Source organism: Catenulispora sp. MAP12-49 (assembly GCF_041262705.1).
Lineage (GTDB): Bacteria > Actinomycetota > Actinomycetes > Streptomycetales > Catenulisporaceae > Catenulispora.
On record NZ_JBGCCP010000016.1, the window covers coordinates 196,345 to 211,054 of the forward strand.

The 14,710-nt window shown below is 72.4% G+C and carries 11 protein-coding genes and 1 tRNA gene; 6 read left to right on the forward strand and 6 right to left on the reverse strand.

Annotated elements, in window-relative coordinates; all coding sequences use genetic code 11:
- The first annotated feature begins 169 nt into the window (after positions 1 to 169).
- From ABIA35_RS27365 to ABIA35_RS27385, 5 genes are all read left to right on the forward strand, one after another.
- The gene (locus ABIA35_RS27365) at positions 170 to 1,936 is read left to right on the forward strand and encodes an AAA family ATPase (RefSeq protein WP_370342130.1); all 1,767 of its coding nucleotides are present in this window, start codon (positions 170 to 172) and stop codon (positions 1,934 to 1,936) included.
- Between the two features lie 2 nt (positions 1,937 to 1,938).
- A tRNA-OTHER gene (locus ABIA35_RS27370) sits at positions 1,939 to 2,021 on the forward strand.
- A gap of 233 nt (positions 2,022 to 2,254) precedes the next feature.
- Complete coding sequence (locus ABIA35_RS27375; protein ID WP_370359805.1) at positions 2,255 to 3,697, forward strand: SDR family NAD(P)-dependent oxidoreductase; 1,443 nt, start codon at positions 2,255 to 2,257, stop codon at positions 3,695 to 3,697.
- A gap of 14 nt (positions 3,698 to 3,711) precedes the next feature.
- The gene (locus ABIA35_RS27380; protein ID WP_370359806.1) at positions 3,712 to 4,866 is read left to right on the forward strand and encodes a ribonuclease inhibitor; all 1,155 of its coding nucleotides are present in this window, start codon (positions 3,712 to 3,714) and stop codon (positions 4,864 to 4,866) included.
- A 138-nt stretch (positions 4,867 to 5,004) separates the two neighbouring features.
- A complete protein-coding gene (locus tag ABIA35_RS27385) occupies positions 5,005 to 5,946 on the forward strand; it encodes a zinc-binding dehydrogenase (RefSeq protein ID WP_370342084.1) in 942 nt (313 codons plus the stop codon).
- Positions 5,947 to 5,976: 30 nt separating this feature from the next.
- On the opposite strand, the gene ABIA35_RS27390 is transcribed toward ABIA35_RS27385, so the two are convergent.
- Together ABIA35_RS27390 and ABIA35_RS27395 are read right to left on the reverse strand one after the other, a co-directional pair.
- The gene (locus ABIA35_RS27390; protein WP_370359807.1) at positions 5,977 to 8,415 is read right to left on the reverse strand and encodes an ATP-binding domain-containing protein; all 2,439 of its coding nucleotides are present in this window, start codon (positions 8,413 to 8,415) and stop codon (positions 5,977 to 5,979) included.
- Between the two features lie 159 nt (positions 8,416 to 8,574).
- A complete protein-coding gene (locus ABIA35_RS27395; protein WP_370359808.1) occupies positions 8,575 to 10,032 on the reverse strand; it encodes an MFS transporter in 1,458 nt (485 codons plus the stop codon).
- A gap of 84 nt (positions 10,033 to 10,116) precedes the next feature.
- Between ABIA35_RS27395 and ABIA35_RS27400 the strand changes: the two genes are divergently transcribed.
- Positions 10,117 to 10,596: a MarR family winged helix-turn-helix transcriptional regulator gene (locus ABIA35_RS27400; RefSeq protein WP_370359809.1), complete on the forward strand. Its 480-nt coding sequence runs from the start codon at positions 10,117 to 10,119 to the stop codon at positions 10,594 to 10,596.
- A 13-nt stretch (positions 10,597 to 10,609) separates the two neighbouring features.
- Here the strand turns inward: ABIA35_RS27400 and pruA are convergent, their stop codons facing one another.
- From pruA to ABIA35_RS27420, 4 genes are all read right to left on the reverse strand, one after another.
- A complete protein-coding gene (pruA, locus tag ABIA35_RS27405; protein ID WP_370342089.1) occupies positions 10,610 to 12,268 on the reverse strand; it encodes an L-glutamate gamma-semialdehyde dehydrogenase in 1,659 nt (552 codons plus the stop codon).
- Between the two features lie 85 nt (positions 12,269 to 12,353).
- A complete protein-coding gene (locus ABIA35_RS27410; protein WP_370359810.1) occupies positions 12,354 to 13,007 on the reverse strand; it encodes an HAD family hydrolase in 654 nt (217 codons plus the stop codon).
- Positions 13,008 to 13,112: 105 nt separating this feature from the next.
- A complete protein-coding gene (locus ABIA35_RS27415) occupies positions 13,113 to 13,607 on the reverse strand; it encodes a hypothetical protein (RefSeq protein WP_370342093.1) in 495 nt (164 codons plus the stop codon).
- Between the two features lie 65 nt (positions 13,608 to 13,672).
- Entirely contained in the window at positions 13,673 to 14,665 is a 993-nt protein-coding gene (locus ABIA35_RS27420) for a patatin-like phospholipase family protein (protein ID WP_370342094.1), read from the reverse strand.
- Positions 14,666 to 14,710 lie beyond the last annotated feature (45 nt).

A 14,710-nucleotide genomic window follows, 5' to 3' on the forward strand; every position in this document is an offset into this window, starting at 1 on the left:
CGCCGGTATAGGCATTGGCGCCGGCATCGGCATCGGGCTGGGCGACGACCCCGCGCTGCCGCGCCAGAACGGCGGCGACACCGTCGGTGTGGGCGACGGTGTGGGCGACGCCGCCGGCGCCCGGGCCGCCGCGGCCCGGCCCTCGGCCCTGGAGGCGTTCATCGACGCCATGATCGACCTGGGCCAGACCGGGCAGATCTTCGGCGAGCACGGCATCGGCAAGACGGCCACGTTCGCCGCGCACATCAAGGCCGCCTACGAGGACACCGAGCTGGTCTACGTCCCGGCCGCCAACCTGGCCCCGGACGACCTGCTGGTGAACGCCCCGGTCCGCGATCCGCGCACCGGCGAGCTGGTGCTGCGCCAGCTGGTGATGCGCCAGCTCAAGCCGGGGCGCCGGTTCGTGCTGCTGATCGACGACTCGCTGCAGGCCGGACCCGCGATCCAGTCGCAGCTGATGCAGATCGCCTGCAACTGGACCCTCGGCGAGCACGACCTGCGGGCCCTGGGCTGCATCGGCGTCTTCCTGGCCGACAACGAGTCGCTGGCCGAGACCGCGGCGCGGCGCAGCGACTTCGCGATCCTGGACCGGATGGTCACCATCAAGGTGACCGCGAACGACACGGCCTGGCGGGACGCGCTGCGCCGCAAGTTCGGCCAGTTCGACCTGACCGGCGTCTTCCGGGTCTGGGCCGCGCAGCCCCCGGAGATCCGCCGGCTGCTCTCCCCGCGCACGCTGGAGCACGTCCTGGCCAACGCCGCCGAGGGCTTCCCGCTGGTCTGGGGCCTGCCGCTGCTCAACGGCACCCGGCTGCGGCTGGCGCTGCCGGCCGCCGAGGGCACCCGGGCCAAGGAGGTGGACCGCACCGCCGAGATCCTGGACGCGATCGCCGGGGCGCTGAACGTCCCGAACCGCGCCACGATCGCCGACCCGGTGCGGCGCCTGGTGCGCGCGGCGCTGAAGAACCGGTGGTGCGTGCTGGTCCAGGGCCCGCCCGGCTGCGGCAAGACCGAGGTGGTCAGGACGCTGATCCAGGAGGTGCTGCGGCGCGACCCGCTGTACTTCTCGCTGCCGGTGACCAACGTCGAGGACCTGTGCGCCCCGGTCCCCTCCCCCGACGGCACCCTGGACAACCTGCTGGCCGCCGGCTTCACCGGGGACGAGCCCAAGGCCGTGGTCTGGGACGAGTACAACCGGCCCAAGGACAAGGCGGCCTTCGCCCGGCTGATGGAGATCACCCAGGAATGGTCGGTGGCCGGCCGCCCGATCCGCGGCCTGCGCGCCCAGATCGCGCTGCAGAACCCGCCGTACCACGTGGGCCGCAAGCTCCTGGTGTCCCGCAACAACATCGCCCAGGCCTCGCGCTTCACCGCGTCGCTGGACATCACCCCGGAGGACATCCCGGCGAACGAATGGCTGATCGCCAAGTACGGCCCGATCGCCGAGACAGTCCTGGAGTGGTGGAAGAACGACATCGACGACGAGGGCCGCGCCTGGATCACCAAGCGCACCCTGGAGCGCCTGATCCGGCTGCACGGCCGCGGCCTGCCGCTCCAGCAGGGTCTGGTCTACCTCGGCGACGGCGAGTACGCCCCGGTCCCGCTGGGCGCCCTGACCGCCCGCCTGGCCGGCTCCCAGCGCACCGGACTGAAGGAGCTGGCCGCCGACGTCGACTCCTGGGAACGGCGCCTGGCGCTGGCGGTGGCCGGCAACGCAGAGGGCGACGACGCCTCCGACGTGGTCCACCAGGTCTTCGCCAACGCCGAGCTGTCGCAGCTGAAGAAGCAGCGCGAGGTGGTGATCCGCCTGGCCGCGCACCTGCCGCCGAAACTGCGGGCCACGTACCTGGTCGGCGCCTCGGAGGACGCGCAGGCCTTCTGGGTCGGTGTGCTGGCGGCTTGCCGAGCGCGGCAGGCTTCCGCCAGGATTCCGTGAGCGGCCCCGTAGCGCAGAGGCAGGCGCACCGCTCAGATCCACTCAAGCGACGCGGGGAACGCCGGTTCGAATCCGGCCGGGGCCACCTAGACGATTGGTTCCTGGGGGTACCGGCGCGCTGTATCCGTTGGCGCCTTCGGCGCAGTGGTTGATCAGCGGCGCCTGGCCGCCCCGGCCGACCACCCACAGCCAACCAGGATGAGGGAGGTCGTCCGTGACGCCCATGCTTGCTGCTGAACCGTTTCGCGAGACTGCTTGTCAGGTACGGTGCTGCTTGCCGGAACCCCCAGGAATCAATCGTCTAGGGAAGGGGTCGGCATGGGCCTGGACGAGTTGAGCCGTGCACTGGCGGACCTGAAGGGCCTGCCGATCGACGACCCGGCCCGGCTGCGCGCCGAACGCATCGCGGAGTCCTTCGTGCGCTACGGCCGGACCCGGCGCAAGAAGGAACTGCGGGCCCGGCGCGAGGCCGCCGACCGCGCGGTGCTGGCGGCTTCGGCGACCGGGGCCGCGGGGCGGCGGGAGGATGCGGCGCTGGTGGCGCCAGGCGGCGAGGCGTCCGCGGGTGGACCGGCGGCGGCGATCGGGCAGGCGAACCAGCAGGCTGGCATGCCGGTGATGGCGCCGGGTGATGTCTCTGTGGCGAATGACTTGGCGGCCCCGGCAAGCGATGCGGCGTCGGTCGGAACGTTATTGCGCCCCCGCCGCTGCTACGTCTGCAAGCAGCACTTCACTGAGGTCTCAGCCTTCTACCACCAGCTCTGTCCTCCCTGCGCGGCCGAGAACCTGGCCTGGCGCTCGGCCCGCACCCCGCTGGACGGCCGCCGCGCGCTGGTCACCGGCGGCCGGGTGAAGATCGGGTTCCAGGTCGCGCTGATGCTGCTGCGGGACGGCGCCTCGGTGCGGGTGGTCACCCGCTTCCCGCATGACGCGATACGCCGCTTCCGGGAGGTCGAGGACAGCGCCAAGTGGCTCGACCGGCTGAGCGTCACCGGCCTCGATCTGCGCGACCCGCGCCAGGTCATCGAGCTCTGTGACGGTCTGCTGGCCGCCGGCGAGCCGCTGGACATCCTGATCAACAACGCCGCGCAGACGGTGCGGCGGCCGGAAGCCTCCTACGCGCCGCTGATCGCGGCCGACCGGGCCGCGGCGGCTGTTTTGCGAGGCGGGCTGCGGGAGCTGGCACCGATCACCGGCTATCACGGCGTCGGTGCCGAGGTGGTTCCGCAGGGTCTTGAGCTCGCCGTCGACGAGAACGGCCTGCTCCCGGACCCCTCGCCGCACAACTCGTGGTCGGCCAGGCTCGGCGAGCTGGATCCGGTCGAGGTGCTGGAGGTGCACCTGGTCAACGCCGTCGCGCCCGCGCTGCTGGCCGACCGGCTGCTGCCGCTGATGGCCGCCTCGCCGTTCTCCCGGCGCTACATCGTGAACGTCACGGCCGTCGAGGGGCGGTTCGAGGTGCGCAACAAGACCGCGGGGCACCCGCACACCAACATGGCCAAGGCCGCGCTCAACATGCTGACCCGGACCAGCGCCGAGGCGCTGGCGCGGCGCGGGATCCACCTGAGCAGCGTGGACACCGGGTGGATCACCGACGAGAAGCCGATGCCGAGCAAGGCCCGGCACGCCGAGAGCGGCTTCCGGACTCCGCTGGACATCATCGACGGCGCGGCGCGGATCTATCACCCGATCGTCAGCGGCGAGGCGGGCGAGCCGTTGTCCGGCGTGTTCCTGAAGGACTACCGGGCGGTGGCCTGGTGAGCGGGGTGAGCGGGATGAGCGGGTTCCAGGCGCGCCCCGCCGACGAGCTGGCGCCGGTGCTGGCGTGGCTGCGGCGCGGCGAGGCGGTGAGCGCCCGGACCGCCTTCCCGGCCGGGACCGCGCTGCCCGACGGCCGGCTGGACATGTGCAAGCAGGACCTGGGGCCGCTCGGCGCCGCCGCGGTCGCGAACGCGCTGCCCGAGGGCGGCGGCCCGGTGAAGCATCTGCTGCTGGGCACCGACGGGCTCGGCGACGGCGGCGTGGCCGCGGTCGCCCCGAAGGCGGTCGCGTCCCGGGTCGAGACGCTCTACCTGGGCTGCAACACCATCGGCGGCGGCGGGGTCTGCGAGATCGCGAACCAGCTGATCGCCTCCCCCGGCGTGGTGAAGGCGCTGTGGCTCAAGCGCAATCCGATCGGCCCGGACGGCGTGCGCGCAGTCGCTGAGACGGTGCGCGCCGGCACCGTGCTGCGCACCATCGACCTGACCCAGACCGGCCTGGCCGCGCCGGACGTCGCCACGCTCGTCGACGCGATGATCGCGGCCGGCGGCGGAGCCCACGCGATCGAACGCCTCTACGTCAGCGGCAACCGGCTCGGCGCCGACGGCGCGCAGGAGTTGGCCCGGCTGCTGGCCGCCGGCGCGGTCGCAGAGCTCTACGTCTCGGCCGCGCACCTCGGCGACGCCGGGGCCCAGACGCTGGCGGCGGCGTTGCGCGCCGCACCGCCCGCAGCGCTGCGCCGCGTCTCGGTGGCCAGCAACGGCATCGGTCCGGCGGCGCTCGCGGAACTGGTCGCGGCCGCTGCTGAAGCCGGCGTCGAGCTCTTCGACGCCGGACGGGTGAAGGCCGCCGCCGTGCTGGCCGCCGACGACAACCGGCTCGACGAGTCCGGCGCGGCGACGATCGCCGAAGCCCTCTCCGCTGCGCCGCACGGTCTCGCGTTCGTCAACCTGCGCTACACCGGCCTCGGCAGCCCCGGCGCGCTGAAGCTCCTGGCCGGCGCCCAGCGGGCTGCCACACCGACCCGCTACACGCTCGGCACCGGGATCGCCAAGCGGGTCAAGAAGGAGCTCACCGCGCTGGCCGCCGGCATCCCGGCATCAGTGTTCGACGTCGCGCCGGACGTCCGGGCGATCCGCAGCGTCTACCGGACCGCGCCGCCGGCCTGACCTTGCTGCCTGACTTCTGCTGCCTGACCCCGCTACCGGACCTCGCTGTCCGACCCGGCTGCTCGACCCCGCCGACGACGCCGTGACGGCGCGCACAGCCACGGCGGCCCGCGGCCACCCGCGGTCTATGCTCGGCCCATGTTCGCAGTGAGCGCCGTGCGCATCGACTCCAAGGACCCCCTCTCCGGCCTCGAGCTCGGGGAACGCGCCGAGCCCGAGCCCCGCGCGGGCTGGACCACGGTCACGGTGAAGGCCGCGGCCCTGAACCACCACGACCTGTGGACCCTGCGCGGCGTGGGCATCACCGAGGACAAGCTGCCGATGATCCTGGGCTGCGACGCCGCCGGGCTCGACGAGGACGGCAACGAGGTGATCATCCACTCGGTGATCGACGCGCGCGACGGCAAGCCGTCCATCCTCACCGAGGCCTACGACGGCACCTTCGCGCAGAAGGTGCTGGTGCCCAAGGCCAACCTGGTCGCCAAGCCGGCCTCGCTGTCGTGGGAGCAGGCCGCGTGCCTGCCGACCGCCTGGCTCACCGCCTACCGCATGCTGTTCCGCAACTCCGGCCTGCGCCCCGGTGACACGGTCCTGATCCAGGGCGCCGGCGGCGGCGTGGCGACCGCGGCGATCGTGCTGGCGCGGGCCGCCGGGTTCCGGGTCTGGACGACGTCGCGCAGCGAGGAGAAGCGCGCGCGGGCTGTGGAGCTCGGCGCGCACGCCGCCTTCGAGTCCGGCGCCCGCCTGCCCGAGCGCGTGGACGCGGTGATGGAGACGGTCGGCGCCGCGACCTGGGCGCACTCGGTGAAGTCGCTGCGCCCCGAGGGCACCATCGTCATCTCCGGCGCCACCTCCGGCGCGATGCCCCCGGCCGAGCTGACCCGCATCTTCTTCCTGCAGCTGCGCGTCGTCGGCTCGACCATGGGCTCGCTGGACGAACTCAAGGCGCTGGCCCGGCTGTGCGACACCACGGACGTCCGGCCGGTCGTGGACTCGGTGCTGCCGCTGGACCAGGCCCGGACCGGTTTCGAGCGGATGGAGCAGGGCGAGGCCTTCGGGAAGATCGTCTTCACGGTCTGAGAAGGCCCCGCCGCCGCGGCCGGGTGGGGATCAGTCCTCGACCTCGATGATCCCCAGCCGCTGCGTGGCCCGGGTCAGCGCGACGTAGAGGTCGTTCTCGCCGTGCCGGGCGGTGGCGATCGCCGCCGGGTCGACGACCAGCACGGTGTCGAACTCCAGCCCCTTCGCCTGGCGCACCGGCAGCACGACGGTGCGCCGCTCCAGATCCGGGTCGGAGCCGTACCCCGCCTCGGGCAGCCGCGCCGCCACCGCCGCCGCCACCTCGGCGAGGCGTTCGGCCGGCACCAGCACCGCCATGCGCCCGGTGTCGCCGGTGTCCCCGACCGCCGCGGACGCCCCGGACGCCAGCGCGGAGTCCTCGGCCAGCGCCAGCTCGGCGACCTTCGCGGCCAGCCCGGAGGCCGGCACCGACACCCGCCAGGGCTCCTCGCCGCTGGAGCGCACCGAGCGCGGCGGCTTGAGCCCGGGATCGATGCGCTCCAGCACCTCGGCGGCCACGGCCATGATCTCCGAGGGGGTGCGGTAGTTCACCGTCAGCTCCGCCAGCCGCCAGCGGTCGCCGACGTGCGGGGCCAGCGCCCCGCCCCAGGACGCCGCCCCGGCCGGGTCGCCGGTCTGCGCCACGTCGCCGACCAGCGTCATCGAGCGGGCCGGGCAGCGCCGCATCAGCAGCCGCCAGGCCATCGGCGAGAGCTCCTGCGCCTCGTCCACGATCACGTGCCCGAAGGTCCAGGTCCGGTCGGCCATCGCGCGCTCGGCCACGCTGCGGCCGTCCACCTCCTCGAACCGCTCGGCCAGCATCTCGGCCGAGACCAGGTCCACGGCGGTGACAATCTCCTCGCGCGGGTCCTCCAGGTCGATCGAGCGCGAGCCCTCGGCTACTTCCAGGGCGCCCTGCGCGTAGGCGATCCGGGCGCGGCGCTCGGCCTCGGCGCGGGCCGCGGCCTCGGCGGTGTCGGAGTCGCCCAGCAGCTCCGCGGCCTCGTCCAGCAGCGGGATGTCGGCCGCCGACCAGCCGCCCGGGGTGCGGACCAGCAGGTCGATCTCAGCGTCCGTCAACAGCGGCGCTCCGCCGGCCGTGGTGCCGACCGAATCGCCGACCGTGCCGACCGAATTGCCGACCGACTTGCCGACCTCTTCCACGGCCTCGCGCAGCAGCTCCGGCGTCGCGAACAGCTCCGCGAGCATGCGCTGCGGCGTCAGCTGCGGCCACAGCCAGTCCAGCGCCTCCTGCACACTCGGCTCGTCGGCCAGCGACGCCGCGATCTGGTCGCGGTCGGCCCGGCCCAGGAACACACCGTCGGCCATCTCCGCGGGGTCCTCGCCGAGCTCCTCGGCGATCAGGTTCACCATCGCCAGCGTCTCCTGGCGGTGCGGGTCGTCGTTCAGCCGGTCCACGACCTGCCCGGCGAGGGTGTCGATGACGTACTCGGCGAACGCCTTGCGGCCCAGGTTCGGCAGCCGGCTGGTCTTGCGGCCGAGCTCGCGGGCGGCCTCGCAGGTCTGGCGGTCCAGCCGGTACTTCACGCCCTCGTAGACCACTTCCAGCACGTCCTCGGGCACCCGCTGCCGGGCCCGCACCGCGCCGGCGACCAGGTCCGCCATCGCCGCCCGGCCCTTGATCTCGGCGACCTCCGGCGCGTCGGCGCGCGAGGCCCGCACCCCCGGGAACATCTCCCCGACCGTGGCCAGCACCGCGCTGGTCTCCCCCAGCGCCGGCAGCACGTGCGAGACGTAGCGCAGGAAGGTCGGGTTCGGCCCGACGATCAGCACACCGCGCTTGGCCAGCCGCTCGCGGTAGGTATAAAGCAGGTAGGCCGCGCGGTGCAGCGCCACGGCGGTCTTGCCGGTGCCCGGCCCGCCCTGCACGACCAGGACCCCGCGCAGCTCCGACCGGATCGCGTGGTCCTGCTCGGCCTGGATGGTCTCCACCACGTCGCGCATCCGGCCGGTGCGGCCGGCGGTCAGCGCGGCCAGCAGCGCGCCCTCGCCGACCAGCCCGGAGGCGTCGCCCTCGGCCGCGATGTCCAGGTCCAGCACGTCGTCGTCGATCCCGACGACGGTCCGGAACCGGGTCCGGATGCTGCGCCGCCGCCGCACGCCCTGCGGGGCCGCGGAGGTCGCCACATAGAACGGCCGCGCCGCCGGCGCCCGCCAGTCCACCAGCAGGGGCTCGAAATCGCCGTCGTCGCCGAGGATGCCGATCCGGCCGACATAGCGGCGCTCGCCCTCGACCAGGTCCAGCCGGCCGAAGCAGAGTCCTTCCTCGGCCGCGTCCAGCTGCGCGATCCGCACCGACCCGGCGGTGGCCAGCGTGTCGCGCTCGGTGCGCGCCTGCTGGGTGCCGGTGCCGGCGAGCAACACGCCGGAGAGTTGGTCCTCGGCGTGGCCGCGCAGAGCGTCGAGACGCTTGTACAGGAAGTCCAGGTACCGCTGTTCGTGGAGGATTTCTTCCGTGCCCCTTGACAAAACGCCTCCCGATGCCTCAGACTCAAGCACGTACCAGTTTTCTGGTTAAACAAGTGTGCCCGAAAACTCTACGATAGCAGATGCCGTCGCAGAGCCTTCGGGCTCGTTTTGTTTCTCGTCTTGATTTCCAGGGCTTGCTCCTGCGCGGGGCTTGCCGGTTCAGCGGGCTGTGACGAGTTCCTCCACCTCCGCCAGCGCTTCGGCCTCGGCCTCGCTGTGCACGTTGCGGGTCCGCAGCGCGATGACCGCCGCGCACGCCACCGCGATCGCGCAGGACGTCAGCGCCCAGGACAGCCCGGAGGTGAACGCCGCCGACGGCTGCGCGCCCTGCTTCAGCTCATGGTTCAGCCGCGCCGTGGAGACCGCCGCGAAGACCGCGAGCCCCAGCGCGCCGCCGATCTGCTGCGAGGCGTTCAGCAGCGCCGCGGCCAGGCCCGCCTGGTGGTGCGGGACGCCGGCGTTGGCCGCCGTGGAGATCGCCACGAACAGCAGGCCGAGTCCGACCGCCATGATCACCATGCCCGGCAGCAGGCCGCTGACGTAGGAGCCCTGCACCTTCAGCCGCGCCAGCAGGAAGATGCCGACCGAGGCGATCGCCGCCCCGGACACCACCACCGGCCGGGTGCCGACCTTGGCCACCACCTTCGGCGCCATGCCGGCCCCGATCCCGACGCCGATCGTGATAGGCAGGTAGGCCAGGCCCGTGCGGATCGGCGACCAGCCCTCGACGTTCTGCATGTACAGGGTCAGGAAGAAGAACATGGAGATGAAGCCGGCCACCCCGACCAGCTGCGTGACGTCCGCGGCGACCAGACCGCGGATCCGGAAGACCGACAGCGGCAGCAGCGGATCGCGGCTGAAGCGCTCGTTGACGACGAACACCACCAGCAGCACCCCGGCCCCGGCCAGCTCCAGCACCGTCCGGCTGGAACCCCAGCCCTGGTCGGGCGCCTTCACCAGGCCGAACACCAGCAGCAGCATCCCGGCGGTGACCAGGAAGGCTCCGACCAGGTCCAGGCCCTTGAGCGAGACCCGCTTGCCGTCGGTCTCGAACATCCGGAACGCGCCGACGAGGATCACCACGCAGAACGGCGGGTTCACGAACATCACCCAGCGCCAGCCGGGACCGTCGGTGAGCAGTCCGCCGGCCAGCACGCCGACCGCGGAGGCCAGGCCCGCCACCGCGCCCCACGCGCCGAACGCCTTGGTGCGGTCCGCGCCCTCCTTGAAGGTGGTCGTGAGCAACGACAGCGCGGCGGGCATCATCAAGGCGGCGCCGACGCCCTGGACCAGCCGGGCGCCGACAAGCAGGCCGGCGCTGTCGGCGAAGCCTCCGGCCAGCGACGCCACTCCGAACACCACGGTCCCCGTGACCAGCACGCGGCGCCGGCCGAACAGGTCGGCGGCACGCCCGCCGAGCAGCATGAACCCGCCGTAGGTGAGCAGGTAGCCGCTGGGCACCCACTGCAGACCCTGGGTGCTGAAGTGCAGATCCTGGCGGATGGAGGGCAGCGCGACGTTCACGATCGAGGCGTCGACCAGATCCAGGAACGCGACACCGCACAAGAGCAGCAGAATGAGCTTGCCTCTGCCGGTTGATAGGAAGGATGCAGACACGGGAGACCCCCTCCGGTACGCTTTTACTTTGAGTTTCGTACGTTACGAAGAAGGTATCATATGAGTTCCGTATCATCGAGCCGGATGCCGGAGCCCGACGCCGCGGGCTCCCGCGAGCGCCGGCGCACGATGAACCAGATCACGGACACCATCCGCGAGATGGGTGTGGTGATGACGGTGCTCAACCTGCGGGCCGGCGAGCAGGTGGGGCTGCGGGACGTCGAGATGAAGGCCCTGGACGTCCTGATGCGCGACGGCGCGATGAGCGCCAAGGCCCTCGGCCAGCGCCTCGGCATGCACCCCGCGACCATGACCGGGATCCTGGACAAGCTGGAGAAGGCCGGCTGGGTCACCCGCGAGCGCGACCCCGACGACCGCCGCGTGGTGCTGATCAAGCCGGTCCGCGAGCGCGTCGGGGAGATCGTGCGGCTGTTCGCCGGGATGAACAACCTGGCGACCGAGATGCTGGACCGCTACGACACACCGCAGCTGGAGACCATCGCGGACTTCCTGACCTCCGTGGTGGCCATGGCCAAGGACGCCTCGAAGGAGTGGGGCGCATAGCGCTCCCGGCCGCTCAGCCCATGGACGGGTAGCGGTAGTCCGTCGGCGGGACGAACGTCTCCTTGATCGAGCGCGTGGACGTCCACCGCATCAAGTTCTGCGCCGACCCGGCCTTGTCGTTCGTACCGGAGGACTTCGAGCCGCCGAAGGGCTGCTGGCCGACGACCGCGCCGGTCGGCTTGTCGTTGATGTAGAAGTTGCCGGCGGCGAAACGCAGCACGCTCATCGCCTCGGCCGCGGCCGCGCGGTCCTGCGCGATGATCGAGCCGGTGAGCGCGTAGTCGGTGACGCCTTCGACGCCGTGCAGGACGCGGTCGTAGTCGTTGTCGTCGTACACGTAGACCGACAGCAGCGGGCCGAAGTACTCGGTGGAGAAGATCTCGTGCTCGGGGTTCGAGCACACCATCACCGTCGGCCGCACGAAGTACCCGACCGAGTCGTCGGCGCTGCCGCCGGCCGTGATGCGGATGGTGTCGTCGCTGTGCGCGATGTCCAACACCCGGCGGTGCTTGGCGAACGCCCGCGCGTCGATGACCGCGCCCATGAAGTTCGCCAGGTCGGTCGGGTCGCCCATGCTCAGTCCGTCGACCTCGGCGGAGAACTCCTCGCGCAGCCCCTGGTCCTTCCAGATGGAACGAGGGACGTACGCGCGCGACGCCGCCGAGCACTTCTGGCCCTGGTACTCGAACGCACCGCGGGTCAGCGCCGTCTTCAGCACCGCCTTGTCCGCGCTGGGATGCGCCAGCACGAAGTCCTTGCCGCCGGTCTCGCCGACGATGCGCGGGTAGGCGCGGTAGGCCGCGATGTTCTCGCCGACGGTCCGCCACAGGTGCTGGAAGGTGGCGGTCGAGCCGGTGAAGTGGATGCCGCCCAGGTGCGGGTCGGCCAGCACCACCTCGGAGACCGCCAGGCCGTCCCCGGGCAGCATGTTGATCACCCCGGGCGGCAGCCCCGCGGCCTCCAGCACCCGCATGGTGAAGTGCGCGGCCAGCTGCTGCGTGGGCGACGGCTTCCAGATCACCGTGTTGCCCATCAGGACCGGGGCGGTCGGCAGGTTGCCGGCGATCGCGGTGAAGTTGAAGGGCGTGATCGCGTAGACGAAGCCGTCCAGCGGCCGGTGGTCGGTGCGGTTCCAGACGCCGGGGGCGTTCTCCGGCGGCTGCTCGGCCAGGATCTGCCGGGCGAACCCGGCGTTGAAGCGCCAGAAGTCGATGAGCTCGCAGGCGCTGTCGATCTCGGCCTGCACCGCGGTCTTGGACTGGCCGAGCATGGTCGCCGCGTTCAGCCTCGCCCGCCAAGGCCCGGACAGCAGGTCGGCGGCCCTGAGCAGGATCGCGGCGCGGTCGTCGAAAGAGAGAGCGCGCCAGGCCGGGGCGGCCTCCCGGGCGGCGGCGACGGCGGCGCGGGCGTCGTCCTGCGTGGCGTTGTGCAGGGTGCCCAGGACGGCCTTGTGGTTGTGCGGCTGGACGACGTCGACCGGCTCGCCGCCGCCGTGGCGCTGGTGGCCGCCGATGGTCGCGGTCAGGTCGTGCCGCAGCGCGGAGAGCCCGGCCAGCTCCGCGGTGAGCGCCGCGCGCTCGGGGCTGCCGGGCGCGTAGCCGAGCACCGGCTCGTTCGAGGGGACGGGGACCTTCGTGACGCCGGTGACGTCCTCGTTCGCGTGCGCGGCCATGATCCGCATCCCATCGCGGCGCCGCTGGGGCTGCCACACGGGTGCGCCGATCGATGGACCGATGGAAATCGATGGACCGGTGGAATCAGTCGCGCGCGGCCATGACCTCGTCGATCAGCGCCACCGCGGCGGTCAGGCTGTCCGCGATCGGCGCCCCGGCGGCCTGCAGCGACTGCGCGGCGGCGAACCCGCCGGAGTACAGGATCACCTGCGCGCCGACGCTGGCGGCGGCCGCCGCGTCGTCCGGCGAGTCGCCGATCAGCACCACCCGCGCCGGGTCCATGTCCAGCCGGGTCAGGTGGTCCAGCAGGTGCAGGCCCTTGCGCGCCGGACGCGGTGGCGTGGTGCCCTGGACCAGCGCGAAGTGGCCCGCGATGCCGTGGTGCCGGACCACCGGGACGAGCTTGTCGTCGTGGTACATCGACAGCAGCGACTGCGAGTGCCCGCGCCCGGACCAGTCCTTGAACAGGTCCGGCAGACCGTCGGACAGCCGCGCCTCGCGCTCGTAGGCGACGTAGTACTTGTGGAAGGTGGCGTCGAGCGCCTCCCATTCCTCGTCCTCGGGCTCGTGGCCGATGATGTCGGCGTAGAAGGCCCGGATCGGCATCTTGATCTGCGTGCGGTACTGGTCGGCCGTTATCGGCGGCAGGCCGTGGTCGGCGAAGGAGTCGTTCGTCGAACGCAGGATGATCTCGAAGTCGTTCAGGACGGTGCCGTTCCAGTCCCAGACGAGGTGCAATGGCTTCTGAACCTGGTGCAATGGCTTCTGAATCTGCGGCACGGTCACCCGGACAGGCTATCGGCGGAGGCCAACCGGTTTTGTGGAGCGGGGATGGCGGCCTCCTTAACCCAGCAGGTCAGGAAGCTCCTGTGTGGCGTACCACAGCAGCTCGTGGTCGTCGATCCCGTCCACGGTGAACGACGCGTCCTCGTCCCCGGCCTCGGCCGCGCCGAGCAGCACCACGGCCAGCGCCACCTCGTCGACTACCGCGGGGTCGTCGACGTGCAGCGAGGCCACCCAGGACAGCGGGATCTCGGCGGCGACCCGGACCAGGCCGGGCTCGGCGCCCTCCAGGACCGGCTGGGCGTGCGCGTCGGGCACCTCGGCGGCCACCACCACGCGGCGGCGGGGCGCGTCCGGGGCGTCGGCCAGCAGACGCAGCGAGGCGCGCGCGGCGTCGGTCATGGCGGCGTACTCCAGCTCTTCGCTGTCCCCCTCGGTGTACCACTCGCGCAGTGCCGGCGTGACGGCGTACGCCGTCAGCGGAGCCGGGGCGACCACCCCCGTCTTGTGGAGCTCGGCGAGCACTGACAGGGTCGCGGGAAGGTAGACGCGCATTGCGCCATTATCCCCTTCGGCGGTGCGGTGGAGCGCGCCGCGCCGGGGAGCGCTACAGCGAACTTCTACGCCAGGGTCCGCTGGGCTTCTATCTGCTCGCGGGTGGTGCGCATCGCGGTCTCCAGGACGTGCGGGCGGCGGTCGCCGTCCATCACGTTCAGGCCGATGGCCTCGAAGTCGTCCGCGGTCGGGCAGAACACGATGACCTTGGTGCCGTCCGCGCGCACCCGCTGCGCCTCCACCAGCATCCGCCGCGTCACGCCCCGCCGGTAGCGGCGTGCCACGCGTTCCATGACGCTGTGCGGCGGGCCGTTGAAGCCGCGCACCGCCATCGGCGCCAGGACGTAGAGCTCGTCCAGGGGCGGTTCGCCGATCTCCTGGAAGCTCTGTTTGGCGGCCACATCCACGTTGGTCGCCGACCACATGCCGCCGTCGACGTACCGGCGGCCGTCGATGATGATCGGGGCGAACCAGCCGGGGATCGCGCAGGAGGCGGTCACGGCCTCGGCCAGCGTCGTGTGCGGGGCCCGGGGGTTGCCGAAGGTGACGCGCTCGCCGGTGGTGAAGTCCAGCGCCACGATCCGCAGCGCCTTGTGCGGCGACCAGCCGTCGGCGGCGTGCGGCAGGGCTTCGACGAGCTCGCCGACGCCCCCGAGCGAGCCCCGGCCCGGCGGCATCGCGGCGGCCATGACGGCGGTCGGGGGCACGGAACGCGGATGGCGTGCGGTCCGGGCCAGCAGCGGGCCGGACCCCAGGCGCAGCTTGGGCCGCTCCGGGTGCGCGCCGCCGGCCGCGGTGGCGTAGTCGAACTCCAGGCCGGTGAGCGGTCCCCGCTCGATGCGCCCGGTCAGCTGGTGCTCGTACAGGTCCGCGGGGCCGGCGCCGGCGCCGATCAGCGCGGCCAGCACCGAGCCGGCGGAGGTCCCGACGATCATCTCGGCCTCGCGCGGGTCCCAGCCGATCGCCTCGCTGAGCACGGACAACGACCCGACCATCCAGGCCGCGCCGAGCATGCCGCCGCCGCCGAGGATCAGGCCGCGCCGCACCGTGGAGGCCATGGTGTCTCTCCCCTCGCCGGTGGTCCGCTCCTGTGATCCGTTTCC

What these genes read in the sequence shown, in the direction of transcription:
- ABIA35_RS27400 (WP_370359809.1), top strand. Translation starts at nt 10,117, where the DNA reads ATGCCGGAGCCCGACGCCGCGGGCTCCCGCGAGCGCCGGCGCACGATG.
- pruA (WP_370342089.1), bottom strand. Translation starts at nt 12,268, where the DNA reads ATGGCCGCGCACGCGAACGAGGACGTCACCGGCGTCACGAAGGTCCCC.
- ABIA35_RS27365 (WP_370342130.1), top strand. Translation starts at nt 170, where the DNA reads ATGATCGACCTGGGCCAGACCGGGCAGATCTTCGGCGAGCACGGCATC.
- ABIA35_RS27420 (WP_370342094.1), bottom strand. Translation starts at nt 14,665, where the DNA reads ATGGCCTCCACGGTGCGGCGCGGCCTGATCCTCGGCGGCGGCGGCATG.
- ABIA35_RS27385 (WP_370342084.1), top strand. Translation starts at nt 5,005, where the DNA reads ATGTTCGCAGTGAGCGCCGTGCGCATCGACTCCAAGGACCCCCTCTCC.
- ABIA35_RS27380 (WP_370359806.1), top strand. Translation starts at nt 3,712, where the DNA reads ATGAGCGGGTTCCAGGCGCGCCCCGCCGACGAGCTGGCGCCGGTGCTG.
- ABIA35_RS27375 (WP_370359805.1), top strand. Translation starts at nt 2,255, where the DNA reads ATGGGCCTGGACGAGTTGAGCCGTGCACTGGCGGACCTGAAGGGCCTG.
- ABIA35_RS27415 (WP_370342093.1), bottom strand. Translation starts at nt 13,607, where the DNA reads ATGCGCGTCTACCTTCCCGCGACCCTGTCAGTGCTCGCCGAGCTCCAC.